28 protein-coding genes and 1 pseudogene are annotated in these 26,398 nt (G+C 67.8%); 19 read left to right on the top strand and 10 right to left on the bottom strand.

Annotated elements, in window-relative coordinates; translation table 11 throughout:
- Positions 1-252 precede the first annotated feature (252 nt).
- The 11 genes from QMZ25_RS02270 (at position 253) to QMZ25_RS02220 (ending at position 11,803) form a co-directional block, all read left to right on the top strand.
- Positions 253-591 carry a P-II family nitrogen regulator gene (locus QMZ25_RS02270; protein ID WP_004134334.1) on the top strand — a complete coding sequence of 113 codons (339 nt, stop codon included), beginning with the start codon at positions 253-255 and terminating at the stop codon, positions 589-591.
- Between the two features lie 22 nt (positions 592-613).
- Positions 614-2,041, top strand: a complete 1,428-nt coding sequence (gene amt / locus QMZ25_RS02265) for an ammonium transporter (RefSeq protein WP_053520267.1) — start codon at positions 614-616, stop codon at positions 2,039-2,041.
- A 137-nt stretch (positions 2,042-2,178) separates the two neighbouring features.
- Positions 2,179-2,925, top strand: coding sequence for an N-acetylmuramoyl-L-alanine amidase (locus tag QMZ25_RS02260; protein ID WP_283219058.1), 747 nt, complete (start codon positions 2,179-2,181; stop codon positions 2,923-2,925).
- Between the two features lie 144 nt (positions 2,926-3,069).
- Positions 3,070-4,230: an MltA domain-containing protein gene (locus QMZ25_RS02255; protein ID WP_283219057.1), complete on the top strand. Its 1,161-nt coding sequence runs from the start codon at positions 3,070-3,072 to the stop codon at positions 4,228-4,230.
- Positions 4,231-4,414: 184 nt separating this feature from the next.
- Complete coding sequence (locus QMZ25_RS02250) at positions 4,415-5,368, top strand: alpha/beta hydrolase (RefSeq protein ID WP_065182072.1); 954 nt, start codon at positions 4,415-4,417, stop codon at positions 5,366-5,368.
- A gap of 144 nt (positions 5,369-5,512) precedes the next feature.
- Entirely contained in the window at positions 5,513-5,794 is a 282-nt protein-coding gene (locus QMZ25_RS02245) for a hypothetical protein (RefSeq protein WP_053520269.1), read from the top strand.
- Between the two features lie 82 nt (positions 5,795-5,876).
- Positions 5,877-7,922 carry a TonB-dependent receptor gene (locus tag QMZ25_RS02240; RefSeq protein WP_065182071.1) on the top strand — a complete coding sequence of 682 codons (2,046 nt, stop codon included), beginning with the start codon at positions 5,877-5,879 and terminating at the stop codon, positions 7,920-7,922.
- Between the two features lie 65 nt (positions 7,923-7,987).
- Positions 7,988-9,049, top strand: coding sequence for an ATP-binding protein (locus tag QMZ25_RS02235; RefSeq protein WP_053518064.1), 1,062 nt, complete (start codon positions 7,988-7,990; stop codon positions 9,047-9,049).
- Positions 9,042-10,490 (top strand): nitrogen regulation protein NR(I), encoded by a 1,449-nt coding sequence (ntrC, locus tag QMZ25_RS02230; protein ID WP_065174140.1) that lies wholly within the window; start codon positions 9,042-9,044, stop codon positions 10,488-10,490. The genes QMZ25_RS02235 and ntrC overlap by 8 nt, the downstream gene beginning before the upstream one ends.
- A 93-nt stretch (positions 10,491-10,583) precedes the next feature.
- A complete protein-coding gene (locus tag QMZ25_RS02225; protein ID WP_053518061.1) occupies positions 10,584-11,150 on the top strand; it encodes a superoxide dismutase family protein in 567 nt (188 codons plus the stop codon).
- A 32-nt stretch (positions 11,151-11,182) separates the two neighbouring features.
- Positions 11,183-11,803 carry a superoxide dismutase family protein gene (locus QMZ25_RS02220; RefSeq protein WP_283219056.1) on the top strand — a complete coding sequence of 207 codons (621 nt, stop codon included), beginning with the start codon at positions 11,183-11,185 and terminating at the stop codon, positions 11,801-11,803.
- A gap of 151 nt (positions 11,804-11,954) precedes the next feature.
- On the opposite strand, the gene QMZ25_RS02215 is transcribed toward QMZ25_RS02220, so the two are convergent.
- Complete coding sequence (locus QMZ25_RS02215; protein ID WP_128989265.1) at positions 11,955-12,842, bottom strand: hypothetical protein; 888 nt, start codon at positions 12,840-12,842, stop codon at positions 11,955-11,957.
- Between the two features lie 93 nt (positions 12,843-12,935).
- Between QMZ25_RS02215 and QMZ25_RS02210 the strand changes: the two genes are divergently transcribed.
- The gene (locus tag QMZ25_RS02210; protein WP_111186508.1) at positions 12,936-14,231 is read left to right on the top strand and encodes an acetyl-CoA C-acetyltransferase; all 1,296 of its coding nucleotides are present in this window, start codon (positions 12,936-12,938) and stop codon (positions 14,229-14,231) included.
- Positions 14,232-14,328: 97 nt separating this feature from the next.
- Here QMZ25_RS02210 and QMZ25_RS02205 read toward each other — a convergent pair whose 3' ends face one another.
- The 3 genes from QMZ25_RS02205 to QMZ25_RS02195 form a co-directional block, all read right to left on the bottom strand.
- Positions 14,329-15,639: a heme biosynthesis HemY N-terminal domain-containing protein gene (locus tag QMZ25_RS02205; protein ID WP_053518053.1), complete on the bottom strand. Its 1,311-nt coding sequence runs from the start codon at positions 15,637-15,639 to the stop codon at positions 14,329-14,331.
- Positions 15,636-16,625: a uroporphyrinogen-III C-methyltransferase gene (locus tag QMZ25_RS02200; RefSeq protein ID WP_283219055.1), complete on the bottom strand. Its 990-nt coding sequence runs from the start codon at positions 16,623-16,625 to the stop codon at positions 15,636-15,638. Before QMZ25_RS02200 ends, QMZ25_RS02205 begins: the two co-directional genes overlap by 4 nt.
- Positions 16,626-16,729: 104 nt before the next feature.
- Positions 16,730-17,536, bottom strand: a complete 807-nt coding sequence (locus tag QMZ25_RS02195) for a uroporphyrinogen-III synthase (RefSeq protein WP_283219054.1) — start codon at positions 17,534-17,536, stop codon at positions 16,730-16,732.
- 35 nt (positions 17,537-17,571) lie between these two features.
- On the opposite strand from QMZ25_RS02195, the gene QMZ25_RS02190 reads away from it, so the two are divergent.
- From QMZ25_RS02190 to QMZ25_RS02170, 5 genes are all read left to right on the top strand, one after another.
- Positions 17,572-18,039: a YiiD C-terminal domain-containing protein gene (locus QMZ25_RS02190; RefSeq protein WP_053518047.1), complete on the top strand. Its 468-nt coding sequence runs from the start codon at positions 17,572-17,574 to the stop codon at positions 18,037-18,039.
- Positions 18,040-18,071: 32 nt separating this feature from the next.
- Positions 18,072-18,497 (top strand): hypothetical protein, encoded by a 426-nt coding sequence (locus tag QMZ25_RS02185; RefSeq protein WP_065182065.1) that lies wholly within the window; start codon positions 18,072-18,074, stop codon positions 18,495-18,497.
- 56 nt (positions 18,498-18,553) lie between these two features.
- Positions 18,554-18,991 (top strand): rhodanese-like domain-containing protein, encoded by a 438-nt coding sequence (locus QMZ25_RS02180; protein WP_053518043.1) that lies wholly within the window; start codon positions 18,554-18,556, stop codon positions 18,989-18,991.
- Positions 18,992-19,091: 100 nt separating this feature from the next.
- The gene (secB, locus tag QMZ25_RS02175; RefSeq protein ID WP_004153553.1) at positions 19,092-19,610 is read left to right on the top strand and encodes a protein-export chaperone SecB; all 519 of its coding nucleotides are present in this window, start codon (positions 19,092-19,094) and stop codon (positions 19,608-19,610) included.
- Positions 19,611-19,629: 19 nt separating this feature from the next.
- On the top strand, positions 19,630-20,655 hold the full coding sequence (locus QMZ25_RS02170) for an NAD(P)H-dependent glycerol-3-phosphate dehydrogenase (protein WP_283219053.1): 1,026 nt from the start codon (positions 19,630-19,632) through the stop codon (positions 20,653-20,655).
- Between the two features lie 151 nt (positions 20,656-20,806).
- Here QMZ25_RS02170 and QMZ25_RS02165 read toward each other — a convergent pair whose 3' ends face one another.
- The 5 genes and pseudogenes from QMZ25_RS02165 to QMZ25_RS02145 form a co-directional block, all read right to left on the bottom strand.
- Positions 20,807-21,286 (bottom strand): nuclear transport factor 2 family protein, encoded by a 480-nt coding sequence (locus tag QMZ25_RS02165; RefSeq protein WP_283219052.1) that lies wholly within the window; start codon positions 21,284-21,286, stop codon positions 20,807-20,809.
- A 96-nt stretch (positions 21,287-21,382) separates the two neighbouring features.
- Positions 21,383-21,694 (bottom strand): annotated as a pseudogene (locus QMZ25_RS02160) (hypothetical protein); the annotation flags it as partial.
- A 523-nt stretch (positions 21,695-22,217) separates the two neighbouring features.
- Entirely contained in the window at positions 22,218-23,264 is a 1,047-nt protein-coding gene (gene arsB, locus QMZ25_RS02155) for an ACR3 family arsenite efflux transporter (RefSeq protein WP_283219051.1), read from the bottom strand.
- 14 nt (positions 23,265-23,278) lie between these two features.
- Positions 23,279-23,782 (bottom strand): arsenate reductase ArsC, encoded by a 504-nt coding sequence (locus QMZ25_RS02150; protein WP_065182163.1) that lies wholly within the window; start codon positions 23,780-23,782, stop codon positions 23,279-23,281.
- A gap of 38 nt (positions 23,783-23,820) precedes the next feature.
- Positions 23,821-24,150 carry a metalloregulator ArsR/SmtB family transcription factor gene (locus QMZ25_RS02145; protein ID WP_053518034.1) on the bottom strand — a complete coding sequence of 110 codons (330 nt, stop codon included), beginning with the start codon at positions 24,148-24,150 and terminating at the stop codon, positions 23,821-23,823.
- 17 nt (positions 24,151-24,167) lie between these two features.
- Here QMZ25_RS02145 and arsH point away from each other — a divergent pair, with 17 nt between their 5' ends.
- Positions 24,168-24,908: an arsenical resistance protein ArsH gene (arsH, locus tag QMZ25_RS02140; RefSeq protein ID WP_065182062.1), complete on the top strand. Its 741-nt coding sequence runs from the start codon at positions 24,168-24,170 to the stop codon at positions 24,906-24,908.
- A gap of 34 nt (positions 24,909-24,942) precedes the next feature.
- Here the strand turns inward: arsH and QMZ25_RS02135 are convergent, their stop codons facing one another.
- Positions 24,943-25,467: a DUF6622 family protein gene (locus QMZ25_RS02135; RefSeq protein WP_283219050.1), complete on the bottom strand. Its 525-nt coding sequence runs from the start codon at positions 25,465-25,467 to the stop codon at positions 24,943-24,945.
- A gap of 321 nt (positions 25,468-25,788) precedes the next feature.
- Between QMZ25_RS02135 and QMZ25_RS02130 the strand changes: the two genes are divergently transcribed.
- Complete coding sequence (locus QMZ25_RS02130) at positions 25,789-26,364, top strand: Ax21 family protein (protein WP_065174160.1); 576 nt, start codon at positions 25,789-25,791, stop codon at positions 26,362-26,364.
- The last annotated feature ends 34 nt before the right edge of the window (positions 26,365-26,398 follow it).

Raw genomic sequence — 26,398 nt, 5'->3', positions numbered from 1 at the left:
GGAGCCGCAGGGTGGGCTCCGGCCCACCGTGGTAGAGCGGACCGTGGGTCCGTTGATCCAGGGGCAAGAGAGACCGGATACGCGACATGGGCCGCCCTCCCTCCCGCGTCGGTCGTGCAAGGAGAGAGGCACGACCGTCCCGGCCCCGTTCGTGTCCGGTGCAACAGCCACGGCCATCGATGTGATGGCCCGTGGTTGCCTGATGCCATCGCGCGTTGGCGCGCTGGCCCCATCCACCATCGGGACATGCGCATGAAACTGATCTCCGCCATCATCCGACCGTTCAAGCTCGACGAGGTCCGCGAGGCCCTCTCCGATGCTGGCGTGTCGGGCATCACCGTGACCGAAGTGAAAGGCTTCGGCCGCCAGAAGGGCCATACCGAGCTGTACCGCGGCGCAGAGTACGTCGTCGATTTCCTGCCCAAGATCAAGATCGAAACCGTGGTCACCGACGAGCGCGCCGATGCGGTGATCGAGGCGATCCAATCGTCGGCAGGTACCGGCAAGATCGGTGACGGCAAGATCTTCGTCACCGCCGTCGAACAGGTCATCCGCATCCGCACCGGCGAAATCGGTGCAGACGCGCTGTAACCCCCTTCCGGAGACTCCCCCAATGAAGATGCGCCTTCTTACCGGGTGGCAAGCCCGGTTCCATCTCGTGTGCCTGCTGATGCTGCTCAGCGCGCTGGCCGCGGGCGTCTGGCCGGGCAACGCCCACGCCCAGGCCCAGGTGACACCGTTGAGCAGTGAACCGGTAGCGGTCGAGCCGCTGCAGGCACCGGCCGCCGCCGCTCCCGCGGCTGCCGAGGCTGCGGCCCCGGCCTTCGATCACGGTGACGTCGCCTGGATGCTGACCTCCACCCTGCTGGTGCTGTTGATGGTGGTGCCGGGCCTGGCCCTGTTCTACGGCGGCCTGGTGCGTTCGAAGAACGTGCTGTCCGTGCTGAGCCAGATCCTGGTGGTGTTCTCGCTGGTGCTGCTGCTGTGGGTGTCCTACGGCTACAGCGCGGTGTTCAGCGCCGGCAATCCGTTCTTCGGTTCATTCACCGAGTTCGCGTTCCTGAAGGGCTTCACGCCCGACTCGGTGGGCAACACGCCGATCGCGGGCCTGCCGGATTATCTGTTCGTCGCCTTCCAGTCGACTTTCGCCGGCATCACCACCGCGCTGATCGTCGGTGCCTTCGCCGAGCGCATCAAGTTCCGTGCGGTGCTGCTGTTCTCGGCATTGTGGTTCACCTTCAGCTACATCCCGATGGCGCATATCGTCTGGGGCGGTGGCTACCTGGGTGAGCTGGGCGCGATCGACTTCGCTGGCGGTACCGTGGTGCACATCAACGCCGGCGTTGCCGGCCTGGTCGCCGCGTGGTTCGTCGGCAAGCGCCTTGGCTACGGCCAGACCGCGCTGAAGCCGCACAACGTACCGTTCACCTACATCGGCGCGATGCTGCTGTGGGTGGGCTGGTTCGGCTTCAACGCCGGCTCCGCCGCCGCGGCCGATACCGTGGCATCGCTGGCCTTCCTCAACACCGTGCTGGCCACCGCCGCCGCAGTGCTGGGCTGGACGCTGGTGGAAGCCATCGGCAAGGGCAAGCCGTCGGCGCTGGGTGCGGCCTCCGGCGCGGTGGCCGGCCTGGTCGGCATCACGCCCGCGTGCGGCACGGTCGGGCCGCTGGGTGCCATCGTCATTGGTTTCGTCGCCGGCACCGTCTGCGTGTGGGGCGTCACCGGTCTCAAGCGCCTGCTGAAGGTGGATGACACGGCCGACGTGTTCGGCGTGCACGGCGTCGGCGGCATCGTCGGCGCGATCCTCACCGGTGTGTTCAGTGCGCAGTCGCTGGGCGGCACCAAGGCCGATCTGGATATCGGCCACCAGGTGTGGGTGCAGGTGGTCAGCGTCGGCCTGACGGTGGTCTGGTCCGCCGTGGTGACCGCGGTCATCCTGCTGCTGGTGAAGGTGGTGGTCGGCCTGCGCGTGACCGAAGAGGCCGAACGTACCGGCCTGGACGTCACCTCGCACGGCGAATCCGCGTACGAGGCCTGATGCAGGGGCGGGCGGTCCGGAAGGGCCGCCCGCACGCTGTGCAGCCGGGGCATGCCCGGCTGCGTCCGTCAGGGCACCGGCCACGCGCCGCGTGCCCCTCCATGCACGATCCATCCCGATCGCGCACAATCAGGGGCATGCACCCGATCCGCACGTCCCTGCTGCTCTCGGCCTGCCTGCTGCTGGCCGCCTGTGCGTCCGCTCCGCCGGAGCCGCGCAATCCGCTCGCGACCTGGGTGCCCTCGCCGAACCACAACGCGCGGGGTCCGGTCATCATCGTCATCCACCACACCGAACAGGATTCGGTGCAGCAGAGCCTGCGCACGCTGCGCACCGCCAACAGTGGCGGCCGGGGCAGCGCGCATTACCTGATCGGCGCCGACGGCCATCGCTACCAGCTGGTGAGCGATCAACGTCGTGCCTGGCATGCCGGCACGGGCCGATGGGGCACCATCACCGACCTCAACTCGGCGTCCATCGGCATCGAGCTGGACAACAACGGCCGCACACCCTTCAGCGCGGCGCAGATCGAATCGTTGATCGTGCTGCTGCGCGACCTCACCGCGCGCTTGGACATTCCGCCGCGGCAGGTCATCGGCCACGCCGACCTGGCGCCGACGCGCAAGCAGGATCCCAGCCGTTTCTTCCCGTGGCAGCAGCTGGCAGAGGCCGGCTTCGGCGTGTGGCCGCGTGCCAGCGATGGCCCCGCACCGGAAGGCTTCGATGCCTGGAATGCGCTGGCCCGCTTCGGTTACCCGCTGGAGGATCGGGACGCGGCGGTGGCCGCGTTCCACCGTCGATTCCGTGGCAGCGATGATCTGCCGAAGACGCTGGATGCGGAAGACGCGCGCATCCTGTACTCGCTGCTGCTGCAGACGCCGTGACCGGCAGCGCCGGGTCGGAATGCCGGTAGCGCCGGGCCATGCCCGGCGAGCGCACAGCGCGGGATCCGCTTTCCGCCGGCCATGGGCCCGCGCTACACCTGCATGAGGTTGCCGGGCCAGCACCCGCCCCACTACATTGCGACCATGATCACTGTTAAGTCGTTGCCGCACGCGCTGCTCCTCCTGCTCGGTGCAGCCCTGCTCGCCGCGTGTTCCACCACCGGCACCCGCCCAGGCACGCCTGCCGCTGCCACGCCCGCTGCGGCCACCTACGCCAGGGTTGAATGGAGTGCGCTGCCACCGGTCTCGGACAGCGACCTGCAGGCCGGCTTCGTCGCCTGGCGCAGCAGCTGCACCCGCCTGAAGAACGATGCGGTCTGGGCCAGACCCTGCGCCACAGCCGCTGCGGTTTCAGACAAGGACCCGGCCGACATCCGCCAGTTCCTGCAGCGTGATCTGGACGTCTATGCGCTGCGTGCGGGTGGCCAGCAGGCCGAAGGCCTGATCACCGGCTACTACGAGCCGATCTACCCCGGCAGCCTCAGCCGCACGGACACGGCAACAGTGCCGGTCTATGGCACCCCCGACGATCTGATCGTGGTGCAGCTGGACAGCGTCTACCCCGAACTGAAGGGCAAGCGCCTGCGCGGCCGCCTGGACGGCAAGGTACTCAAGCCCTATGACGACGCAGGCACCATCGCCGGCAAGGGTGCCAAGGCGCCGGTACTGGCCTGGCTGACCGATCCGATGGATCTGCAGCTGCTGCAGATCCAGGGCTCGGGCCGGGTTCGCCTGGCCGATGGCACGCAGGTGCGGCTGGCCTACGCCGAGCAGAACGGCCATCCCTATCGCGCGATCGGCCGCTGGCTGGTGGAGCAGGGCGAGCTGCGCAAGGAAGACGTCACCATGGACGCCATCCGCACGTGGGCGAAGGCCAATCCCGCGCGTGTTCCGGAGCTGCTGCGCAGCAATCCCAGCTACGTGTTCTTCGTGCGCAGCGCGGACAGCCCGGAAGGCCCGCGCGGTTCGTTGAACGTACCGCTGACTGCCGGCTACAGCGTTGCCGTGGATCGCACCGTGGTACCGCTGGGCAGCCTGCTGTGGCTGTCGACCACCCGTCCGGACGGTACGCCGCTGGTACGCCCGGTGGCCGCGCAGGATACGGGTGGCGCCATTGCCGGCGAAGTCCGCGCCGATCTGTACTGGGGCACCGGTGATGCCGCTGGGAAGCTGGCCGGCGACATGAAGCAGCAGGGCAGCCTGTGGATGCTGTGGCCGAAGGGTGTGGCATTGCCGGCCCGCTGACCGCTGACCGCTGACCGCTGACCGCTGACCGGGCTGCGGCGATGCCCGCGCGAGGTAGCGGTCGCGGGCCATGGGGATTGGCGGACGAATGGTCAAATTTTAAGGATTTTACGTAGCAAATAGTCCTGGAAAGGGGCGCAAAGTGGACCTGTCGAAACCCACTCACTTCGCAGGAGATTCCACCATGAACACCGTCACCCGCACCCTGGCCGCCACTGCCCTGGCTCTGTCCCTGCAGGCCGGCCTGTCCGCCCAGGCTGCGCAAGCGGCGCCCTCCACCGCCGTCACCGCCGTCGCCCGTACCGCCAGCACCCTCACCACCGCCGATGGCGTGCAGCTCTACTACAAGGACTGGGGTCCGAAGGATGGCCCGGTGGTCACCTTCAGCCACGGCTGGCCGCTGGACTCGGACAGCTGGGAATCGCAGATGATCTTCCTGGCCGACCATGGCTACCGCGTGATCGCGCATGACCGCCGCGGTCATGGACGCTCCAGCCAGCCGTGGGAAGGCAACGACATGGACCACTATGCCGATGACCTGGCCACGGTGATCAACACGCTGGATCTGCATGACGTGACGCTGGTGGGCTTCTCCACCGGGGGGGGCGAAGTGGCGCGCTACATCGGCCGCCATGGTACCGGCCGGGTGAAGAAGGCCGTGCTGATCAGCTCGGTGCCGCCGCTCATGCTCAAGACCGCCGACAACCCCGGCGGCGTACCGATCGAAGTGTTCGATGGCCTGCGCAAGGCGCAGCTGGAAAACCGCTCGCAGCTGTACCGCGACATTCCCTCCGGCCCGTTCTATGGCTTCAACCGCCCCGGCGCGAAGGTTTCGCAGGCCATGATCGACGCCTGGTGGGCGCAGGGCATGCTGGGCGGGCACAAGAACACCTACGATTCGATCGCCGCATTCTCGGCAACCGATTTCCGCCAGGACCTGAAGAAGTTCGACGTGCCGACGCTGGTGATCCACGGTGATGACGATCAGATCGTGCCGATCGATGTTGCCGGCCGCATGTCGGCCAAGCTGATCAAGGGCGCCCGCCTGATCGTCTACCCGGGTGCGCCGCATGGCCTGACCGAAACCCACAAGGACAAGGTCAACCAGGACCTGCTGGCCTTCCTGCAGCAGAAGTGAGTGCAGGGCCCCGGCGGTGAGCCGGGGCCTTCTGCCGTGATCGACGGGCGCATGGCAGGTCATCGCCGGGCCCCTGCGGTGCCCGCTGGGCGATAATGCCGTCCTCTGAACTCTCCGGCTGCCTCCACAGCCAGGACTCCGGCAATGAAGAACGCAAAGAAGTACTACAAGCACTGGGCCGAATCGGGCCTCGGCAAGGGCAACGTGCTGATGGAAGCACGGGGCGACAGGATCGTCCGCCAGGTGGAGATCTACGGCTCCAAGCTGGTATGGGCCGATGAAAACGGCCAGAGCGATGACCGTTTCATGCTGGCCGACCAGCCCGTCTCGTTCCTGGATTTCGATTCCGACGATGAGATCAGCGCGCGCGAATTTGAAATCGCGTGGAAGAAGGCCAGGGAAGCGACCGGTTATCCGTCTGCCTGACGCCCGGCAAACCGGCGTCCCCGATGGCTGCCAGAACTGAAATGTTATAAAGTTTCATTTTTGGCACTCGATCTCCTTCCCCATGAAGACCCCCACGCTGCTGGCTGCCCTGGCGGCGGCTCCCCTTGCCCCTGACGCATTGGCGCAGTCAGCCGACGCGGCGCTCACCCTGGGCAAGGTCGATGTCCACCAGCACCGGGAAGGCGCCCTCAGCGCGCACCAGGTACTCACCTCCGTTGACGTTCTGGGCGCAGACCAGATTGAAGACCGCACCGTGTCCCACAGCTGGGAACTGCTGGGGCAGATGCCCGGCATCCAGCTGACCGAAACACGCCAGGGTGCCGAGTCGGGCAAGGTCAGCTTCCGCGCCTTCAATGGCGAGGGTTACCTCAATGCCATCAAGACCCTGATCGATGGCATCCCGAGCAACGTCAACAGCGGCAACCAGCGCTTCATCGACATGCTGTTCCCGCTGGAAATCAGCTACATCGAGGTGGTGCGCGGGACCAACGATCCGCGTTATGGGCTGCACAACATCGGCGGCAACGTGAACTTCGGCACCCGCCAGGGCGGCAGTTACACCGATGCGCGGCTGGCCTATGGCAGCTACAACACGCGCGATGCGCAGCTGGCGGTGGGCCGCGAATCCAACGGCTTCGCGCAGAACTACTTCATCGGCACCCAGGCCAGCGACGGTTATCGCGAGCACGACACCTCCAGGAAATATTCGCTGGGCGGCAAGTGGTTCTACGGTTCACTGGACGATGGCCTGCGCGTGGGCCTGACCGCGCGCGCCTATCACCACGAGGCGGACGAGCCCGGCTTCATGACGGCCGAGGAACTGCGCACGCACCGCCGTGGCAGCGACCTGCGCAACGCCCATGACGGCGACGACCGCGACATGCGCCAGTTCGCTGCGCATCTGGACCTGAAGCTGTCCGACGCGCTCGTTCTCGGCACCCGGCTGTACTACAACCGTTACCAGGACGATCGGCGCGTGACCTTCAGCGACCTGCCCACCGGCAACCTGCCGCGCCAGCGGCGGCTGTGGGACGAGCGCCAGGCCGGCCTGCTCACCACGCTTACCTGGCAGCCCGCAGCCACGCTGACGGTGGAGGGCGGGTTGAACTACGAGCAGCAGGACAACGGTTACATCCGCGAGCGGTATGCCTACGCCGAACCCACCGATTTCACCCGCCCGCCGGCCCGCGTGCAGAACGACGACCGCCACAGCTTCGACAACGTGGGCGCTTATCTGCAGGCCATCTATCAGCCAGCCGCCGCCTGGAAGATCGTGCCGGCCTATCGCGTGGACCGCTTCAATGGTCGCACGCGGTTGATGGATGGCACCCGCGGGCGGCTGCAGGACTACGGCACCATCGGCCAGCCCAAGCTGAGCGTCATCCACAGCCTGGGCGACACCACCCACGTCTACGCGAACTGGGGCCGCACGTTCCAAGTGCTGACCGGCGCCACCGCGCCGGCCTATCTCACGCCCGGGCAGACGCCGATGCGCCCTTCCACCAACACCGGCATGGAGCTGGGCCTGAAGTTCCAACCCTTTGACGGCGCCCAGGCCCGCCTGGCGATATGGCAGCAGGATGCGGAGAACGAGGTGTCCAACATGCCGGCCACCGGCACCACCGTCACCCTGGGCAAGACCCGGCGCCGTGGCGTGGACGCGCAGTTGAGCCTGCAGGTGGGCGACGATTGGACGGTGTGGGCCTCGCATGCGTACCAGGAAGCGAAGATCACCCGCGACAACCGCGCCCCCGGCGTGTCCCTGCAGGGCCGCGAAGTGGCCGCCACCCCGCGCCACATCAGCAACCTGGGCGTGGACTACCAGGCCAGCCAGGCACTGCGGCTGGGCCTGCAGGCGCGCGCGCAGGGCGACTACTACCTGGAAGAGCGCAACGTGGCCGGCAGATTCGGCGGCTTCGCCGTGCTCGACCTCACTGCCGCGTACCGGATCAATCCGCGCTGGAGCGTGGACCTGCAGCTGAAGAACGTCACCGGACGTGAGTACGCTTACGCGTGGTACGACAGCTTCTTCTGGGACAGTGCCCGGCCGATGTTCTCGCCTGCCCCCGGCCGCACCGTCTTCGTCGGCCTCAGCATGAAGCTGTAGCCCGGCGGGGCGCTTCGGGCTGCGGAAGGAACGCATCTGCCACGCTTTTGCACTACATTGGTGCAATGTCCGACCCCGCGCCGCCACCGTCCCTCGATGCCCTGGGTACCCCCTTGGCCTGGGCCGCTGCCGACGGCCGCATCACCGGCTGCAATCCGGCCTTCGGCCGCTGGCTGGGCGTCAGCGGCCGTCGCCTGCTGGGCCAGCCCCTGGCGGCGCTGGAGGTGCAGGGAGAGGCGCTGGCCCACTTCCTGGCCCGCGACGAGCGTGACAGCCTGCGCCTGCACCGGCTGGCACTTGCGGTACCGGGAGAGGCACCCCGCTTCGCCGAAGGCTGGATGAGCCGCCGTGATGATGGCGGCTGGCTGCTGGAGGCGCATCCGGTCGATGAGTTCCCCGGGCTTGACCCCACCCAGGCCTTGCCGAGCGCACTCAGCGCGGCGCTGAAGGGCCTGGCCCACGAACTGCGCAACCCGCTGGCTGGCCTGAAAGGCGCGGCGCAGCTGCTGGCGCGCCGTGCCGCACAGCGCGATGCCAGCGAGCGCGAACTGATCGAACTGATCGGTTCGGAAATCGAACGCCTCAACGGGTTGCTTGACCAGCTGCTGTCGCCGGCGCCGGCCGCACCGCATGCCGCCTTGAACATTCATGCAGCACTGGAGCGCGTGCTGCGCCTGGCCGAGAACGAAGCGGGCTGGGCGGTGCGCCTGCAACGCGACTACGACCCCAGCATTCCCGAGCTGGATGGCGACGCCGACCGCCTTACCCAGGCAGTGTGGAACCTGGTGCGCAATGCGATCCAGGCCGGCGCGGGCACCATCACCCTGCGCACGCGCGTGGAGCATGGTGCGCGGGTTGCCGAGCGGCTGCATACGCTGGCGCTGCGGCTGGAGATCGCCGACGACGGTCGTGGCGTACCCGAGGAGCTGGCCGAACACCTGTTCCTGCCCCTGGTCAGTGGTCGCGCCGAAGGCACCGGCCTGGGCCTGGCGCTGGCCCAGCAGGTCGCGCGCGAGCATCGCGGCACGCTGACCTACCGCTCGCGGCCCGGCCATACCGTATTCACCCTGCTGCTGCCGATCGGCAGCGGCACCGTTCCGGCCGAGGAGGCCCCGCGCGATGTCTGACGCGTCCCCTTCACCCCAGCGGATCTGGGTGGTCGACGATGACCGCGCCGTGCGCTTCGTGCTGTGCACCGCGCTGCGCGAGGCGGGCTACCGGGTCGATGATTTCGACAGCGCCGCCGCCGCCCTGCAGGCGCTGGCCGAGGGCTCTCCGCCGGCACTGCTGTTCACCGATGTGCGCATGCCCGGCGATGACGGCCTGGTGCTGCTCGACAAGCTCAAGGCTGCCTTGCCACAGCTGCCGGTGGTGGTGATGTCGGCCTACACCGATGTCGCCAGCACGGCGGGCGCCTTCCGCGGCGGCGCGCACGAATTCCTGTCCAAGCCGTTCGATCTGGATGATGCCGTAGCGCTGGCCCAGCGCGTGCTGCCGGCGGTCGCGCCGGCACTGGCCGCGCCGGTACCGGCCACGGAGGCCTCCGCCGACCCGTCGCCGCAGCTGGTTGGCGATACGCCGCCGATGCGCGCGCTGTTCCGCGCCATCGGCCGGCTCGCGCAGGCGCCGCTGGCAGTGCTCATCACCGGTGAAACCGGCACCGGCAAGGAGCTGGTGGCCAACGCGCTGCACCGCGAATCGCCGCGTGCGCAGGGCCCGTTCGTGGCATTGAACACCGCCGCCATTCCCGCCGAGCTGCTGGAGAGTGAACTGTTCGGCCATGAAGCCGGTGCGTTCACCGGCGCACAGCGCCGGCACATCGGCCGCTTCGAGCAGGCCGACGGTGGCACCCTGTTCCTCGATGAAATCGGCGACATGCCCCTGCCGCTGCAGACGCGCCTGCTGCGCGTGCTGGCGCAGGGCGAGTTCTTCCGTGTCGGCGGTCGCGAACTGATCCGTGTCGATGTGCGCGTGATCGCAGCGACCCACCAGGACCTGGAAGGACGGGTGGCGCAGGGGCTGTTCCGCGCCGACCTGCTGCATCGCCTGGACGTGGTGCGCCTGCAGCTGCCGCCGCTGCGTGAGCGCCGCGAGGACATCGCGCAGCTGGCCACCACCTTCCTGGCGGCGGCCGCACGCCGGCTGGATACGCCGACCAAGCGCTTGACCGCCGCTGCCTTGCAGGCGCTGCGCGAGCACGACTGGCCGGGCAATGTGCGCGAACTGGAGAACGTGTGCTGGCGGATGGCCGCACTGGCCGCCGCCGACACCATCGGCGTGGCCGACGTGGATACCGCGCTCAACCGGGCACGCACCCGGCGCAGCAGCACCGGCGGCACCGACCCGGGGCAGTGGGAGGCGCTGCTGTCGGAGTGGGCGCGGCGGCAACTGGCGGAGGGCGTGGAAGGGCTGCATGCGCAGGTGCGCGAGCGCGTCGATCACGCCCTGCTGGACGCTGCCCTGCAGATCACCCACGGTCGCCGCGCGGAAGCAGCGGCGCGGCTGGGCCTGGGCCGCAACACGCTGACCCGCAAGCTGGGCGCAGGCCGCCGCCGCGGCCCCCATTGAACGGTCCCTGCACGCGATCCTCGCATCCGCTTGCCGAACCGTTGATCCCTCATGGACGATGCCGTCCGTAGTGTCACCTGCAAGGAGTCTTCGATGCGCCTGTTACCTGCCCTTCTTCCGCTGTCCGCCGCCGCGCTGCTGTCCGCGTGTGGCAGTACGCCGAAGCCGCAGCCCACGCCACCGCCGCCGGTCGTGACCAGTACCGCACAGCAGGCCGAGGCGAATCTGGCCCCGGCGTCGGCCAGCATCGTCAGTGGCCGGCTGGTGCTGAAGGTCGAACCGGCAGGCGTACATATCACCGGCCTTGTCGGTGGCCTGCAGCCGATGCAGCAGGCAGGCTTCCATATCCACGAGCGTGGTGATTGCAGCGCTGTGGATGCCAGCAGTGCGGGCAATCACTTCAATCCCGGCGGCGTCGCGCACGGTCGCGCCGGTGCCGGCACGCATCACCTGGGCGACATCGACAACCTGCGTGCCGATGCCCAGGGCCGCGCCAACGTCGACATCCACCTCAAGGGCGTTACTCTGGGCGGAGGCGCCGCCACCGATATCGCAGGACGCGCATTGGTCGTGCATGCCAATGCCGATGACTATCGCAGCCAGCCTGCCGGCAATGCCGGCGTTCGCATCGCCTGCGGCGTGATCCGCGTGACGCGCTGATCGCCGCCGGCCATCTTCCAAGGAGAGCATCCATGCGTCTGATCCATACTTCGCTGTTCGCGGCCATCGCCACCCTGGGCCTGGCGGCCTGCGGCAAGCCGGCCGACACCCCGCAGACCGAGACGCCGCCGGCCGCGCCGGCCGAGAGCGCAACCACCGAACCGGCGCCCGCTGCAGAACCGGCGTCCACCGCCGATGCCTCGGCCACGGCCGAGCTGGCACCCACCCAGGGCAACGAGACCAAGGGCAGCGTCACCTTCAAGCGGGTTGACGGCAGAGTGCACGTCACGGGCCAGATCAGTGGCCTGAAGCCCGGCAGCGAACACGGTTTCCACATCCACGAGAAGGGCGACTGCAGTGCGCCGGACGGCACCAGCGCCGGCGGTCATTTCAACCCGGGCAAGCAGGACCATGGCAGCGTGGCCAGTGATCCGCACCACGGTGGCGACATGCCCAACATCAAGGCCGACGACAAGGGCGTGGCCACCATCGATGGCCCGGTGTCGAGCAACGTGAACATCGGCAAGGGCGATGATTTCGACATCATCGGCCGTGGCCTGATCGTCCACGCCGATCCGGATGACTACACCAGCCAGCCGACCGGCAACGCCGGTGCGCGCCTGGCCTGCGCAGTGATCCAGAAGGCCCCGTAAGGCCGGCCCCGCTGGATTGGAAAACGCCGGCGCAGGCCGGCGTTTTTCTTTGCATCCCTTTCTGTAGAGCCGAGCCCCGGCTCGGCTGCTTTTCCGGCGGCCTGAGCCGAGCATGGGCTCGGCTCTACAACACGCGGCCGCCGTTTCCTTTTCAGCGCGCCAGCAACTCGCGCGCGTCCTGTCCGGCCTCGCAATGCACGAACAGCACCGGCACACCGTGTGCTTCCAGCACTGCCGCCATCTGCCGCTGGCGCATCAGGAACTGCTCATAGATGCCCTGCAGGCGATCGCAGTCGCCACTGTCATGACTGTAGTGGGCGCACCAGCCGGCCGGATCGAACAACGCCATGCGCGCCTCGCCATGGCTGTAGCGCAGCAACGGCTCCGGTGCGGCCTCAAGCCACTCATCCTCGCCCGGCGCCATGATCGCTGTCTCGATCAACGGCCACAGCGCGGCCAGGCCCTGGTTGTCGTACTGCATCGACATCATCGCGGCCAGGTCGTTCACGGTGAAATAGCGCGCATGCTCGATGCGGGCACCGAAACTGTTCTGCGCCATCAGCGCGGTATCGGCATGGGCCATGCCATTGGCCAGCAGCACCTCTTCCAACGCATCGGCCACCGCACGGGTGGTCGCCACATCACTGCCGGTCAGCAGGAACGGCAGCACACGCAGGCCGCCACCCACCAGCGTCGCATCGGCCTGGAACGGCAGCGGCACATCGCCATTGGCATCGGTACCGAAGGCCAGCAGCCGCGGGCCCTGGTTGCGGCCCGGCGCGCGCATCTGCAGTTCTTCCAGACGGCGATGGATCGGCCAGCCCGGTCGCAGCACTTCAGCCGGGTCGAAATGGGCGGCGGCCAGGACCAGGTCCAGCTCGGCCACGGCCGGCACCAGCTTGGACAGGTCTCGGCCGACGCGCTCGGCCAGTTCACCGGCCTGGTCTGCGCTGAGTACCGCCTGGCGGGGGATCTCGCCGCCGGCCAGTTCCAGGGCCAGCACGCCAAGGGCATTCATCGCGGGGTCGGGTTTGCTCATGGTTCCACGGTTGGCCCATCACAGGGCGGCAGCTACACTTGGCCCCATTATGCCTGCTCTGTCGTGCAGGCCATGTTGCAGACACCCTCATCCATGCCAGGTATCTCCATGCCCAACGCTCGTCCCGTCGCCATTCTCGGTGGCGTCCGCATTCCGTTCTGCCGCCAGAACACCGCGTATTCGGATGTCGGCAACCTCGGCATGTCGGTACGCACGCTGGGTGCGCTGGTCGAACGCTTCGGCCTGCACGGCCAGCAGCTGGGTGAAGTGGCGATGGGTGCGGTAATCAAGCACTCCAGCGACTGGAACCTGGGCCGCGAAGCCACGCTGTCCTCTGGGCTGTCGCCGCTCACCCCGGGCATCACCCTGCAGCGCGCCTGCGGCACGTCGCTGGACAGCATCATCACCGTCGCCAACAAGATTGCCCTGGGCCAGATCGAATCGGGCATCGGCGGCGGGTCGGACACCACTTCCGACGTGCCGATCGTGTACGGCAAGAAGCTGCGTGCACGCCTGCTGGCCGCCAACCGCGCCAAGAGCACCGGCGACAAGATCCGCGCGCTGACTTCCGGCTTCAAGTTCTCCGAACTCAAGCCCGAGTTCCCGGGCGTGGCCGAACCGCGCACCGGCAAGAGCATGGGCGACCATTGCGAGGACATGGCCAAGGAATGGAACATCTCGCGCGACTCGCAGGACGAGTGGGCGGTGTCCTCGCACAAGAAGCTGGCCGCCGCCTATGAGCGTGGCTTCTTCAACGACCTGATCGCGCCGTTCCGCGGCGTGGAGCGCGACAACATCCTGCGCCCGGATACCTCGCTGGAAAAGCTGGCCACGCTGAAGCCTGCGTTCGACAAGGTGTCCGGCCGCGGCACCCTGACCGCCGCCAACTCCACGCCGCTCACCGATGGTGCCGCGGCGGTGCTGCTGGCCAGCGAGGAATGGGCCCGCGCCCACGGGCACGAGCCGCAGGCCTACCTGCGCGATGCGCATGTCTCGGCCGTCGATTTCGTGCACGGCGAAGGCCTGCTGATGGCACCGACCGTGGCCGTGCCTGAGATGCTCAAGCGCAATGGCCTGACTCTGCAGGACTTCGACATCTACGAAATCCACGAAGCGTTTGCCGCACAGGTGCTGTGCACCCTGCGCGCGTGGGAGAGCGAGGATTACTGCCGCAACCGGCTGGGCCTGGAGGCACCGCTGGGCCGCATCGATCCGGACAAGATCAATCTGCTGGGCTCGTCGCTGGCTACCGGTCACCCGTTTGCCGCTACCGGTGCGCGTGTGATCGCCACGGCCGCAAAGCAGCTGGCCGAACGCGGCGGCGGCCGCGCGCTGGTGTCGATCTGCACGGCAGGCGGCATGGGCGTGGTGGCGATCGTCGAGCGCTGATCGCTGCAGAAGGCTGTACATGGAAAAGCCGCCCGGATGGGCGGCTTTTTCGTTGCGGACCCGGTGGGGTGCCGACCCTTCGCCGGCACTGCACCGGTCAGGGAAGACGGGGGTTGCCGAACTCGTCGCGCTCTTCGTTGGCGTTGTACACCGGCGGTTGCGGCACCGTCGGCAGATCTTCCACGGTGGCGCGCGGCGGCACTTCATCGGCACCGGCCCCTGCCGTGCGCACCAGCGCCACACTGTCCTCGCCGCGCTGCAGGCGCAGCGCGTTGGCCAGGCACTGTGCAGCCAGGGCATGTTCACCCCGCTGGGCGAACAGCTCACCCAGCGCTTCCCAGGCCGGGGCACCGGCGCCGCTGGCGATCGCTTCGTGCAGGAACGTATCGGCAGCGTCCCATTGCTGCTGGGCCAGGGCGACGCGGCCCTGTGCCAGGCGCAGCGCCGCCGAATCGTCATGCACGTTGCGCCAGCGCTGCAGGTTGGCCTGGCGGGTGGCGAGGCGTTCGGCCGGCAGGCGGCCATACAGGGCCACCAGTTCGTCGTCCCACCGCTGGTCCAGGGCGTGCTCCAGCGCCAGCAGCGCCGGCTCGTCCCAGTTCAGCGCCACCGCGCGGCTGGCATAGGCGCCCACCACGTCGGGGGTCGGCCGCAGCGCTTTCGGCGTGGCTTCCCACTGCGCGGCCAACGCATTGACGTCGGCCGCTTCCAGCAGCGCCTGCGCGGCCAGGCGCGCTTCCAGTTCGCTGTTGGATTCGGCCGGCAGCACCTTGCTCTGACGCAGGGCGCCCAGCTGTCCATACGCTTCGTGCGCACGACCGGCGCGGGCCAGTGCCTCGGTGCGCAGCCACAGGCCACGCGGCGGAAGCGGCTGGATCGCGGCCACGTCCAGCACGTTGATCGCGTCCACCGGCAGGTCGCGCGCCAGCAGTTGCTCGGCGCGCAGCAGCGCCTGCAGGGTGGCATCGGATTCACCCAGCCGCTGCAGCAGCGCCTCACCTGCGCTGGCGTCAGCACGTGCCTGTGCACTGCGCACGGCATTGGCCAGCGCCACCGCGCTCACTTCCGGATCCTTGGCGGCGCCGTCGAGCAGCTTTTCCGCGCGCTGCCACTGCCCGTGCTCGTAAGCCTGCAGGCCATCGATCAGGCGCACCCGGCCCTGCTTGCGGCGGTAGCGGCCCCACGCACGGAACGGTGCGGCGATCAGGCTCCACAGCAGCCACAGCACCAGGACTGCAATCACAGTCAGCAGCGCCACCTTCGGCAGGTTGCTGTGATAGTCGTAGCCGCCATAGCGCAGAATCACTTCGCCGTAGCGGTTGAGATCGTCGGTGCCGAGCCATTGCGCGGCGACCACACCAATGGCCACGGCCAGCAACAGCACGACCAGGGATTGCAGGGGTTTCATTCGGGTAGCCTCCGGTCGGTCTGGGTGCGCAGCTGTTGCAGGGTGCTGCCTAGGACGGTGTTGCTGGTCTGCAAGGGAAGCTCGCGCAAGGCCTGCAGTTCAGCACGCTGCGCGCGCAGGGCCGGTGAATCCGGCCAGCGCCGCTGTGCCCACTGCTCCACGCGCGACAGCGCGGCGTCACGGCCGGCACGGTCGCCGCGCTCGATCGCCGCCCGGGCCAGGGTCAGTTCCAGTTGCAGCGCATCGTCGGCGTTGCGCCGTTCGGCGGCGGTCAGCGGACCGTTCTGGCGGCTCGGGCTGATATCGACGAAGGGCGCCAGAGCGGCCTGCCACCACGCTCGCGTCTGGTCGCCGGCCGGCGTACTGGCCACCTGGGTCGGCAGCCCCTGCAGGGCGCCGGCCAACGCATCCAGTCGCTGCAGCGCCTGAACGCGGGGTCCGGCACCCAACGCATCGAGGGCATCGCGCTCCTGTACCAGCGCCTGGCGCAGGTTCAGGCCCTCGCTGTCGGGCAGCGCGGCCAGCGCGGTCGCGGCCTGTGCATAAAGACGGCGGGCACCTTCGACATCGTCGGCGTAGTTCAAGCGCTGTGCGGCCTGGGTCAGCAGCAGTTCGGCCTCGTCGCGCTGCACGGCCTGCCGGCCCTGGTTGGCGCTGTCGGCGAGCTTGGCGAGGTTTTCCTCCAGCAGCGCGCTGCGCTGCGACAGGCCCAGCATCTCGTCGCGCAGCACACGGTTGGTTGCGGCCGCGTCCTGCAGGCGTTGGCTGGTTGCGCGCTGGTGGCGACGCAGCGCATCCAGCGTGGCCTCCAGGCCCTGCAACTGCACCGCCATCGTCCGCGACTGTGCTTCCTGCTCATGCTGTTGCTGCTGCCAGAAACGCCAACCGGCATAGCCCCCTGCACCGAGCACGGCCACCACCGCCAGCGGCAGCAGCAGCCAGCGCAGGGAGCGGCGGGGTGGGGAAACGGGGGCGGTGTCGTTCATCAGGCTTCCTTGTCGGCGGCGTCGCCGGAAGGGTTCCGGCAGGCAGCGTCAGGCACAGCATCCCTGTTGCCGACGACAGCGGCAAGCGTGACCCACGTCCCTGTTCAGGTCGCTGCCGGCCCGGTGAGCGTGGTGTGTGCAGCGGCGATCAACTGCGGGGTGGTCGGCCCCGCGCTGCGTACCACCCGCAGGCCCAGCGCCTGCACCTGCACGCCCAGCCGTTCGCTGGCGACCAGTGCGGTGGCATGGGCCTGCAGCCGCTGCTGCCACTGCGGCGACAGCTGCTCCCACACACGTTGCAGGGCTTCACCGCTGCTGACCGCCATCAGCCAGGGCGCAGAACACTCTCCCAGCCGTGACAGGGCGCGAGGCGACAGGCGCAGTGGTTGGCGCCGATAGACATCGGCACGTTCGATGCTGGCACCCGCCGCCTGCAGCCGGGCGGCAATCAGGCCCCGGCCACCGGGCGCGGTGACCAGCCCGATCCGCAGGCCCTGTACCGCCGCCAGTACCGGCAGGGCCAGCAGCCCCTCGCTGTCCATCCGCTGCGGCGCGTGGACCTCGCTGATGCCGTGCGCCTGCAACGCGCGTGTGGTGCCCTCGCCGACCGTCAGCCACGGGCTGTGCTGCGCCGGGCGCAGCGGCAGCAGCGCGGCAGCCGCCGTGACGGCTGCGGGGCTGGTGAACACCACCCGATCGCAGTTCAGCGCGCGTTGCAGCTGGCGCACCACGGCAGGGCCCTGCAAGCGTTGCAGCCGCCACGGCGACAGCGCCACCAGCTGCCCGCCGAGCCCAGCAACGGCGCGGCGCAGCGCCGCATGTTGGCCCTGCGGACGCAGCGAGATCAGCGTCCAGCCCGCGCCGCGGCACGCGCTGCCAGTGGGTATCGTATGGTCATCCATTGCCTGCATTATGCGGGCCCGCCGTTGTCGTGGTTGCTGCTCCGATGTCTGTTGATGCCCTGAGCTCCTCGTTGGCCTCCCTGCAGGAGGTGCTGGACTGCATGCCTGCGGTCCGTGCCATGCAGATCCGCCTGGACGGCTATGCCGATGGCGTGCTGCGCATCACCGCGCCGCTGACGGCGAACGTCAACGACAAGGGCAACGCCTTCGGCGGCAGCCTGGCCTCGGTGCTGACCCTGTCCGGCTGGGCGCTGGTCAGCCTGCGCCTGCGCCTGGCCGGCCACGACGCCGAGGTCTACGTGGCCGACAGCAACCTGCGCTACCTGGCACCGGTCTACGAAGACCTGCACGCGCAGGCCGAGGCGGCCGAAAGCGGTGCCTGGGACACTTTCCTGGCCACCTTCCGCCAGCGTCGCAAGGCCCGCATCAGCATCATCGCTACCCAGCCGGCCGCCGACGGCCGGGCCGCTGCCGAGTTCAGCGGTCGCTTCGTTGCCTTCGCCAAAGGGTAGGATGGCAGGCTGACGCCCTGCGGAAACCCCTGATGCGCCGCCTCATCCAGATCCTGTTGAGTTCCCTGCTGCTGGTCAGCGCCATGGCCGGTGCCGACGAGCTGAGCCGCAAGCAGCGCAAGATGCTGGAAGAGACCCAGATCGCCTACGGGGCGACGATCCGCTGGGGCAGCATGGACGACGCCATCGGCTACCTGGATCCGGTGCTGCGCAAGGAAAAGCCGCCCACCGAGTTCGAGCTCAACCGTTATGCACAGCTGCGGGTGTCCTCCTACCGCGAGCGCAGCAGCGCCTCGCTGCCCGATGGCCAGGTCGAGCGCCGGGTGGAAATCGGCGTCATCAACCAGAACACCCAGGCCGAGCGCACCGTGGTGGTGACCGAGCGGTGGCGCTGGGATGCCGAGGCCAAGCGCTGGTGGCAGGCCGGTGGCCTGCCGGATCTGTGGCAGGGGCAGTGACGGGCCGCGTCCGGCTTGTGCGACAATCGGCGCCCGCTTATCGACCCGTGACCTGAGTGAATTACGAAGAGTTGCTGGCCTTTGCAGGCCGAAACCCGATGCTGTCCGCGGCCCTGGTCGGCCTGACCGTGGCCCTCATCGTCACCGAAATCCGCCGCCTGTTCCGGGGCTTCAAGGGCATCAAGCCCGCCGAACTGACCCAGCTGATGAATGCGGGCGGCACGGTGGTGGTGGACCTGTCCGCCAGCGGTGACTTCGAAAAGGGCCACATCGCCGGCAGCCGCAATGCGCAGGCCAGCGCGTTCGGCCCGGAGCACAAGCTCGTGGCCAGCGCCAAGCAGGCGCCGGTGGTTCTGGTGTGCCGAAACGGCAACGCATCGGAAACCGCCGCCAAGGCGCTGAAGAAGGCCGGTTTCGAAAAGGTCTTCGTGCTCGAGGGCGGCATTCCCGCCTGGCAGCAGGCCGAACTGCCGCTGGTCAAGGGCCGCAACTGATTGCCGCAGGTGGCGGATCCGGCCTTGTATGGGCCTGATGCCGCCCCCATCGCAGTAATTCGACCCTAGTTTTCATTGCATTCACCTGGAGTTACTGGAAATGTCCGAAGAGATCACCAACGGCGCCGCTGCGCCGGTCGATGCCGCTACCGGTCCCGCTTTCACCGTCGAGAAGATCTACGTCAAGGACGTCTCCTTCGAGTCGCCGAACGCACCGACCATCTTCAATGACCAGGTGCAGCCGGAGCTGCAGCTGAATCTGAACCAGCAGGTGCAGCGCCTGGGTGAGAACGCGTTCGAAGTCGTGCTGGCCGTCACCCTGACCTGCCAGGCCGGTGAGCGCACCGCCTACGTGGCCGAAGTGAAGCAGGCCGGCGTGTTCGGCCTGGTCGGCCTGGACCCGCAGTCGATCGACGTGCTGCTCGGCACCCAGTGCCCGAACATCCTGTTCCCCTACGTGCGCCAGCTGGTCAGCGATCTGATCCAGGCCGGCGGCTTCCCGCCGTTCTTCCTGCAGCCGATCAACTTCGAAGGCCTGTACGCAGAAACCCTGCGCCAGCGCCAGGAGCAGGGCGACGCACCGTCGCTGGCTGACTCCGAGCCGGCCGGCAACGCCTGAATCCGCCGCGACGTCACGGATGAGCACTACCGCTGACAAGATCGCCGTGCTGGGCGCCGGTTCCTGGGGAACCGCGCTGGCCAGCCTGCTCGCCCGGCACGGTCATCCGACCGTGCTGTGGGGGCGTGATGCCGCCGTGGTCGAGGCCATCGACCAGCGCCACGAGAATCCGCGCTACCTGCCGGGCATCCCGCTGCCGGACAGCCTGCATGCCACCACCGACCTGGCGTCGGCGGTGCACGGTGCCGCCTGGATCCTGGTGGTGACCCCGTCGCACGCGTTCAACGAGACCGTGCGCGCGCTGGCGCCGCTGCGTCCGGCCGGTGCCGGCTTGGCCTGGGCGACCAAGGGTTTCGAGCCCGGCTCCGGCCGTTTCCTGCATGAAGTCGCGCGCGAGATCCTCGGCGAGGACGTGCCGCTGGCTGTCGTCACCGGGCCGTCGTTCGCCAAGGAAGTCACCCAGGGCCTGCCCACCGCGATCACCGTGCACGGCGACGTGCCGGCGTTCGCGCAGACCGTGGCCGAAGCGATGCATGGCCCGGCGTTCCGTGCCTACACCGGCGACGACATGGTCGGTGCCGAGCTGGGGGGCGCGATGAAGAACGTTCTGGCCGTGGCCACCGGCGTTGCCGATGGCATGCAGCTGGGCCTCAACGCCCGTGCCGGCCTGATCACCCGCGGCCTCAACGAGATGCTGCGGCTGGCCGCGGCAATCGGTGCCAAGCCGGAAACCCTGATGGGTCTGGCGGGCCTGGGCGATCTGGTGCTGACCTGCACCGGCGACCTGTCGCGCAACCGCCGCCTGGGCCTGGCCCTGGGCCGCGGGCAGACGCTGCAGGATGCCGTGCGCGAGATCGGGCAGGTGGTTGAATCGGTGCAGACGGCCGATGAGGTGATGCGTCAGGCACGCCGACACGGCATCGACCTGCCGATCTCCGATGGCGTACGCGCCGTACTGCACGGCGAGCAGACCCCGGCAGAGGGCCTGCGCGCATTGCTGGCGCGCGAACAGAAACCGGAATATCCGGACACGCTGTTCAAGTAACCGAAAACCCCGGCCAAGCGCCGGGGTTTTTTCATCAGGGAGTACCCCATGCGGGTGCCGGACCGGACACAGGCTTTGGTGGGTGCCAAGCTTGCTTGGCATCACGCGTGCAGCATATCCACGCATGGCGTGGATCCACTGCAACGCCCGATCACCGCGCCCGTGGCGGCGCGTTGCCGTTGTCCATGTCCGAGAAGATCAGCCAGGGTCCATCGCCCGCGCGCTTCAGCGTCAGCGTGAACTTTCCGGTATCGCCGACGTTGCCGCCAAACGTGTAGGCACCAATGATGTAGGCCGTGCTCCTGTCCACCGCGTACGCCAGCGCGCGCAGGCGCAGCGGGCTCCCGCCCTGTCCGGCGTAGGCGGCCGCGATCGCGTCGCGCCCGCGCACCGGCGGCTGGTGGCTCTGCAGGATGAATCCGTCTTCGGCGAACAGCGCCGCCAGTGCCTTGCCATCGCCCGCGCTCCACGCCCGCTCGTAGTCGCGCAGCACGCGATCCAGTGCCCCAGGCAGTGCCACGTCGGGCAGGCGTTCAGCGGGCGGCGGTGCGCTGCTGGCGTGCTGCGCGAGGGCAGGACCGGCCAGCAGCACGGTGGCAAGAAGGATCGCGGCATGGAAGGGTCGGCGCATGCGAAGAGTCCCGGGCGGTGGCAGAAGCCTGGCCCCAAGAATAACCACACGGGCCGGCCCCGGATCACGCGGCCGAGGGTGCGCGAAACGTCCCTGTCAGCCCGGACGCAGCAAGGTGCCGGCCTGCACTGACAGTGACAGGCAGGCCATCACCAGTCCTTCCATCACGCGATCGCCCACGTACTGCTCCTCCGGCCCGTTCTGCCGGACACGCTCGGCGGCCAGCAGCATCTCCAGCGCCACCCGCAGGCCGGCGTGCGCGCAGTCGGCGTCGGCCAGCGCCAGCTGACGGCCAGGCAGCGGATGGCGTTCCGGCCAGGGCAGGCCATCGGCGGCTGCGCCGCTGCCGATCCGTTTCAGCGTGGCGACGAAGGTGTTGGGGTCGGACGGGGACTGTTGGGGGGTCGCATCGGCGTCGTTGGCCGGCGCGCTGTCGGAATGCGGGGGGGGGAAACTCGGGTGTGGTCATTGATGAGGCTCCGTGCAGGACAGACGGTAGCCGCCACGGATAAAGGTGGCGGGCGGAGACGTGGCTCGAAAACCGGGAGGTTGCTAGGCCGGCAGGCACAAGGCCTCCACGCTCCGCCCGCCATGGCCGGCGGACGCGTTGCCAGCCGGCACCACACGAGGTGACACCGGCTGGCAACCGTAATCAAGCAACTCCACGGGTTTTCGATGCCCGGCCACCTTTTGGGGTGGCACCGCATCTGTACCTGTGTCACTGCGCAACGCCAATGAGCCGAGTTGTATTCAACCCACGATGCTCGACGCTTTCAGCATCCTCGCACACGGTTAAGTAGTCGCAGACGTTGATGGCGCAAGGGCCTCACGCATTCGGGGAATTTGCGACACGAGTCGTGGTTGAGTGCTTCGGGGTGCCGCGAAACTTGGACGATTGCGACAGCGCGGGCCAGAAGCAGGCATCGGCCCTCTACGACCGCCCGCGGTCACCCGCACCCTGCCTCTCGTACCAGCCTTCAGTACGGTTCACGATACGAACGACCGACAACATCACCGGCACCTCGATCAGCACACCGACAACGGTGGCCAGCGCGGCACCCGAATGCACACCGAAGAGCCCGACGGCGGTTGCGACCGCCAGCTCGAAGAAGTTGCTCGCGCCGATCAGCGCCGACGGGCCGGCCACGCAATGGGCGACGCCCAGACGACGGTTGAGCAGATAGGCCAGGCCCGAAGTGAAATAGACCTGGATCAGGATGGGCACGGCGATCAGTCCGATGACCAGCGGCTGCTCGACGATCTGCTGACCTTGAAAGCCGAACAGCAGCACCAGTGTCAGTAGAAGGGCCGACAGCGAAACCGGGCCGAGTCGGGTCAGCGCCAGCTGCAGACCAGCCTCGCCGCTGCGCGAAAGCATCCAGCGCCGCAGCAGGGTGGCAAGACCGACAGGTGCAACGATGTACAAACCCACTGACAGCAGCAGGGTGTCCCACGGAACAGTGATCGCGGACATGCCGAGCAGCAACGCGACCACCGGCGCATAGGCCACCACCATGATCGCGTCGTTCAGCGCGACCTGGCTCAACGTGAAGTTCGCATCGCCGCGGCACAGGTTGCTCCACACGAACACCATCGCGGTGCAGGGCGCGGCTGCCAGCAGGATCAGGCCGGCGATATAGCTGTCGATCTGGCCGGCTGGCAGCCACTCCGCGAAGAGGTGACGCAGGAATACCCAGCCCAGCAGTGCCATCGAAAAGGGCTTGACCGCCCAGTTGATGAACAACGTTACGCCGATGCCTTTCCAGTGCTGCTGCAACTGGCGCATTGCGCCGTAGTCGACCTTCAGCAGCATCGGGATGATCATCAGCCAGATCAGTGCCGCGACCGGCAGGTTGACCTTGGCCACTTCGGCGGACGCCAGTGCCGCAAAGGCGCCGGGCAGGAGGTGTCCCAGCAGGGTACCGGCCGCGATGCACAGCGCGACCCACAGGGTAAGGTAGCGCTCGAACAGGCGCATGCGCGCGGGCGCCGTCACGGTGTGCTGTCGGTCGGCTGCAGCCGGCCGATCTGATCCAGAGCGTTCTGCATTGCCTCGCGGTCGGACCACAACGATCCGGGCAGATCGATCAACGCACGCAGCCGCGATTTCACAATGGCATGCGCGCGTGCAAACGCGGCTGCTTTCTCGGCATCGCTGCCTGCAACTGCGGCCGGATCCGGCTGGCCCCAGTGGCTGCGAATGAAGTCGCCAAACACCACCGGGCAGGCGTCTGCCGCAGCCGAATCGCACACGGTGATCACCAGGTCCATGGGCGCAGCATCCACGAACTCATCCCACGATTTGCTGCGCAGCCCATCGATGGTGATTCCTTCGGCCTGCAGCTGTGCGAGCGCGAATGGGTTGACCTGGCCGGTGGGGTGGCTGCCTGCGCTGAATGCATTGAAACGTTCAGCGCCCCAGGCTCGCAGCGTGGCCTCGGCAAGGACGCTGCGCGCGCTGTTGCCGGTACAGAGGAACAGGACGTTGCGTGTCATGGTGCAGTCGTTGTGATGGCAGGAGGTTGGATCGGGCTTCAGCACTTGCATGCGGGCGCAGTGGGCCCGCACTCCTCGCTCGGCGAACCCGCGCAGCAGTTGTGCGTGAGGTACTCGATCAAGCCGGTCATGGCGGCGAAGTTGGCGCGGTAACAGACATTGCGGCCCTGGCTCTCGTTCTCCACCAGGCCGGCCTGTACCAGCTCCTTCAGGTGGAAGCTGAGTGTGGCCGGTGGCACCTGCAGGGCCGCCGCGATGTCACCGGCCACGCGCCCCGCTGGACCGGCTTCCACCAGCAGGCGGAAGGCCGCCAGGCGGGTGGCGTGGCCCAACGCGGTGAGCGCGACGATTGCATTTGACGTTTCCATATTTCTAGAATAGTCGAATGAATAAGACGATCGCAAGTACCCAGCTGCCGAATCTGAGGGAAGCCTCGCTGCCCCAGCCCGACCCCAGCCTGCTCGCCGCGGGGAATCTGGGACCGCCCCGCATCCTGCTGCTCTACGGTTCGCTGAGGCCGCAGTCGTTCAGCCGCAAGCTGGCCCTGGAAGCCGAGCGGCTCCTGCAGCATCTGGGTTGCGAAACCCGGGTGTTCGATCCGCATGCGCTTCCGATGGTGGACAGCGTGGACAGGAGCCACCCCGAAGTGCAGCGACTGCGCGCGTGGTCGCAGTGGTCTGAGGGGCAGGTGTGGGTCAGCCCGGAACGGCACGGTACCGTCACCGGCGTGTTCAAGAACCAGATCGACTGGTTGCCGCTGGAGGACGGCAGCGTGCGGCCCACGCAGGGCAGAACGTTGGCCGTGATGCAGGTGAGTGGCGGCTCCCAATCGTTCAACACCGTCAACACCCTGAGGGTGTTGGGGCGCTGGATGCGCATGCTGACCATCCCCAACCAGTCTTCGGTGGCCAAGGCCTGGCAGGAGTTCGATGAGGACGGACGAATGAAGCCCTCGCCATACTACGACCGGGTGGTGGATGTCATGGAGGAACTGGTGAAGTTCACCCTGTTGACGCGGGGCCGGGCGGACTACCTGGTGGATCGCTACAGCGAGCGCAAGGGCGACGCTGCAGCGGCAGTGCTGGCGCAGGCCGCAGGGGCGACGACCGCAGCCGGCACCGGGTGACGGCGCCGTGCGCCGCCTCCCGGGTACGCCAGCCTCAGCCCGCAGCCCCCATCCGGGTGCTCCCCTCAAGGCGCGCCGCCGACAGATACCGGCAGTAGCGGCCGATGAAGATGCCGGTGAAACCACCGGACAGCAGCAGGTAGGCAGCGCTGAAACCTGAGTTCGCGCTCAGCGCGGGCGACACTGCGAGCGCCGTTTCGAAGCCATACTTCACCAGGAACGTGATCAGCAGCAGCGGCAGCAGGCTGTAATCCGCGCTGCGCCACAGCCGTCCCGTCGCACGGTTCATGGCCACACGCGCCCGGCGCAGCAACAGCCAACCCAGGCCCGTTCCTGCGCCGACGCCGACCAGCCACTCGCCCCAGGCCGACCACGATGCGCCGTAGCGGTGGCTGATGGACCACACCCCCCATGCCGCGAACACCGCCGGCACGATTGCCAGCGCGGGCAACGAGGTTTCGCCGGGCTTCATGGCGGCGATGCCCCGGGTGATGAGAAACACCATCAGCACCCAGACCCAGATCGGAGTATGCGAAAGGAGTTGCTGGAACAGGCTCATGACAGGTCCCCTTGGGTGAGTGCCGGCGCAGTGGCGCCGGGCGGTGACGCCTACTATTCGCGCCGGAGCCTTTCCGAACCAGTGACAGGTGTCAGCCGCCTGAAGGGACATGACGGGTAGGTGGCGCTGGCATGCAGCAGCATGCTGCTGTCGACCAGCCCCGGAGTTCCCTGAACAGCAACTTCATTCATGTACCGGTCAGTTCAATATTCAGGGCTGATTTCGCCAACAAACGGATAATTCACACCTGTCGACCGCCTCTCCTCTCTCCCCCTCCCGGGAGGCGGTCGACGAAACCAAAATAATTAAAGGTGTGTCCCGATGAACAAGAATTCGCTGCTTGCCCTGGGTCTGCTGGCTGCCCTGCCGTTCGCTGCATCGGCTGCCGATGGCCTGTCGTACAACTACGTTGAAGGCGGCTACGTGAACACCGATGCCAAGGGCGGCGACGCCGATGGCTGGGGCGTGAAGGGCTCGGTGGCCGTCCACCCGAACTTCCACATCTTCGGCGACTACAGCGCGCAGGAAACCGACCGCTTCAAGAATGACGTCGACCAGTGGCGCCTGGGTGTCGGCTACAACTACGGCATCGCACCGAACACCGACCTGGTGGCCCGCGTGGCCTATCAGAAGTACGACGAGAAGCGCGGCCTGGACTTCAATGGCTACTCCACTGAAGTGGGCGTGCGCACCGCGTTCAACCCGTACCTGGAAGGCTACGCGCTGGCCGGCTACGAAGATTTCAGCAAGAAGCACGGCTACAACCCGGACGGCGAGTTCTACGGCCGCGTCGGTGCCACCGCCAAGTTCAACCAGAACTGGGGCCTGAGTGGCGAAGTGAAGCTGGCCAAGGCGGGCGACCGCGAGTGGTTCGTCGGCCCGCGCTTCACCTGGTAAGAAACGCTCTGTCGTTAGTGCGTGTAACTGGCGT

Origin of the sequence: Stenotrophomonas sp. RS-48 (assembly GCF_030053245.1) — a bacterium.
Taxonomy (GTDB): domain Bacteria; phylum Pseudomonadota; class Gammaproteobacteria; order Xanthomonadales; family Xanthomonadaceae; genus Stenotrophomonas; species Stenotrophomonas maltophilia_P.
This window is presented reverse-complemented; position numbering and strand designations above follow the sequence as displayed.

Excerpts from the sequence above, each read along its gene's own strand:
- QMZ25_RS02245 (WP_053520269.1), top strand. The coding sequence starts at position 5,513 with ATGAAGAACGCAAAGAAGTACTACAAGCACTGGGCCGAATCGGGCCTC.
- QMZ25_RS02195 (WP_283219054.1), bottom strand. The coding sequence starts at position 17,536 with ATGCAGGCAATGGATGACCATACGATACCCACTGGCAGCGCGTGCCGC.
- arsH (WP_065182062.1), top strand. The coding sequence starts at position 24,168 with ATGAATAAGACGATCGCAAGTACCCAGCTGCCGAATCTGAGGGAAGCC.
- arsB (WP_283219051.1), bottom strand. The coding sequence starts at position 23,264 with ATGCGCCTGTTCGAGCGCTACCTTACCCTGTGGGTCGCGCTGTGCATC.
- secB (WP_004153553.1), top strand. The coding sequence starts at position 19,092 with ATGTCCGAAGAGATCACCAACGGCGCCGCTGCGCCGGTCGATGCCGCT.
- QMZ25_RS02170 (WP_283219053.1), top strand. The coding sequence starts at position 19,630 with ATGAGCACTACCGCTGACAAGATCGCCGTGCTGGGCGCCGGTTCCTGG.
- QMZ25_RS02235 (WP_053518064.1), top strand. The coding sequence starts at position 7,988 with ATGTCCGACCCCGCGCCGCCACCGTCCCTCGATGCCCTGGGTACCCCC.
- QMZ25_RS02205 (WP_053518053.1), bottom strand. The coding sequence starts at position 15,639 with ATGAAACCCCTGCAATCCCTGGTCGTGCTGTTGCTGGCCGTGGCCATT.
- QMZ25_RS02145 (WP_053518034.1), bottom strand. The coding sequence starts at position 24,150 with ATGGAAACGTCAAATGCAATCGTCGCGCTCACCGCGTTGGGCCACGCC.
- amt (WP_053520267.1), top strand. The coding sequence starts at position 614 with ATGAAGATGCGCCTTCTTACCGGGTGGCAAGCCCGGTTCCATCTCGTG.
- QMZ25_RS02240 (WP_065182071.1), top strand. The coding sequence starts at position 5,877 with ATGAAGACCCCCACGCTGCTGGCTGCCCTGGCGGCGGCTCCCCTTGCC.
- QMZ25_RS02130 (WP_065174160.1), top strand. The coding sequence starts at position 25,789 with ATGAACAAGAATTCGCTGCTTGCCCTGGGTCTGCTGGCTGCCCTGCCG.
- QMZ25_RS02190 (WP_053518047.1), top strand. The coding sequence starts at position 17,572 with ATGTCTGTTGATGCCCTGAGCTCCTCGTTGGCCTCCCTGCAGGAGGTG.
- QMZ25_RS02225 (WP_053518061.1), top strand. The coding sequence starts at position 10,584 with ATGCGCCTGTTACCTGCCCTTCTTCCGCTGTCCGCCGCCGCGCTGCTG.
- QMZ25_RS02270 (WP_004134334.1), top strand. The coding sequence starts at position 253 with ATGAAACTGATCTCCGCCATCATCCGACCGTTCAAGCTCGACGAGGTC.
- QMZ25_RS02255 (WP_283219057.1), top strand. The coding sequence starts at position 3,070 with ATGATCACTGTTAAGTCGTTGCCGCACGCGCTGCTCCTCCTGCTCGGT.
- QMZ25_RS02215 (WP_128989265.1), bottom strand. The coding sequence starts at position 12,842 with ATGAGCAAACCCGACCCCGCGATGAATGCCCTTGGCGTGCTGGCCCTG.
- QMZ25_RS02150 (WP_065182163.1), bottom strand. The coding sequence starts at position 23,782 with ATGACACGCAACGTCCTGTTCCTCTGTACCGGCAACAGCGCGCGCAGC.
- QMZ25_RS02200 (WP_283219055.1), bottom strand. The coding sequence starts at position 16,625 with ATGAACGACACCGCCCCCGTTTCCCCACCCCGCCGCTCCCTGCGCTGG.
- QMZ25_RS02135 (WP_283219050.1), bottom strand. The coding sequence starts at position 25,467 with ATGAGCCTGTTCCAGCAACTCCTTTCGCATACTCCGATCTGGGTCTGG.
- QMZ25_RS02165 (WP_283219052.1), bottom strand. The coding sequence starts at position 21,286 with ATGCGCCGACCCTTCCATGCCGCGATCCTTCTTGCCACCGTGCTGCTG.
- QMZ25_RS02250 (WP_065182072.1), top strand. The coding sequence starts at position 4,415 with ATGAACACCGTCACCCGCACCCTGGCCGCCACTGCCCTGGCTCTGTCC.
- QMZ25_RS02185 (WP_065182065.1), top strand. The coding sequence starts at position 18,072 with ATGCGCCGCCTCATCCAGATCCTGTTGAGTTCCCTGCTGCTGGTCAGC.
- QMZ25_RS02220 (WP_283219056.1), top strand. The coding sequence starts at position 11,183 with ATGCGTCTGATCCATACTTCGCTGTTCGCGGCCATCGCCACCCTGGGC.
- QMZ25_RS02210 (WP_111186508.1), top strand. The coding sequence starts at position 12,936 with ATGCCAGGTATCTCCATGCCCAACGCTCGTCCCGTCGCCATTCTCGGT.
- QMZ25_RS02260 (WP_283219058.1), top strand. The coding sequence starts at position 2,179 with ATGCACCCGATCCGCACGTCCCTGCTGCTCTCGGCCTGCCTGCTGCTG.
- ntrC (WP_065174140.1), top strand. The coding sequence starts at position 9,042 with ATGTCTGACGCGTCCCCTTCACCCCAGCGGATCTGGGTGGTCGACGAT.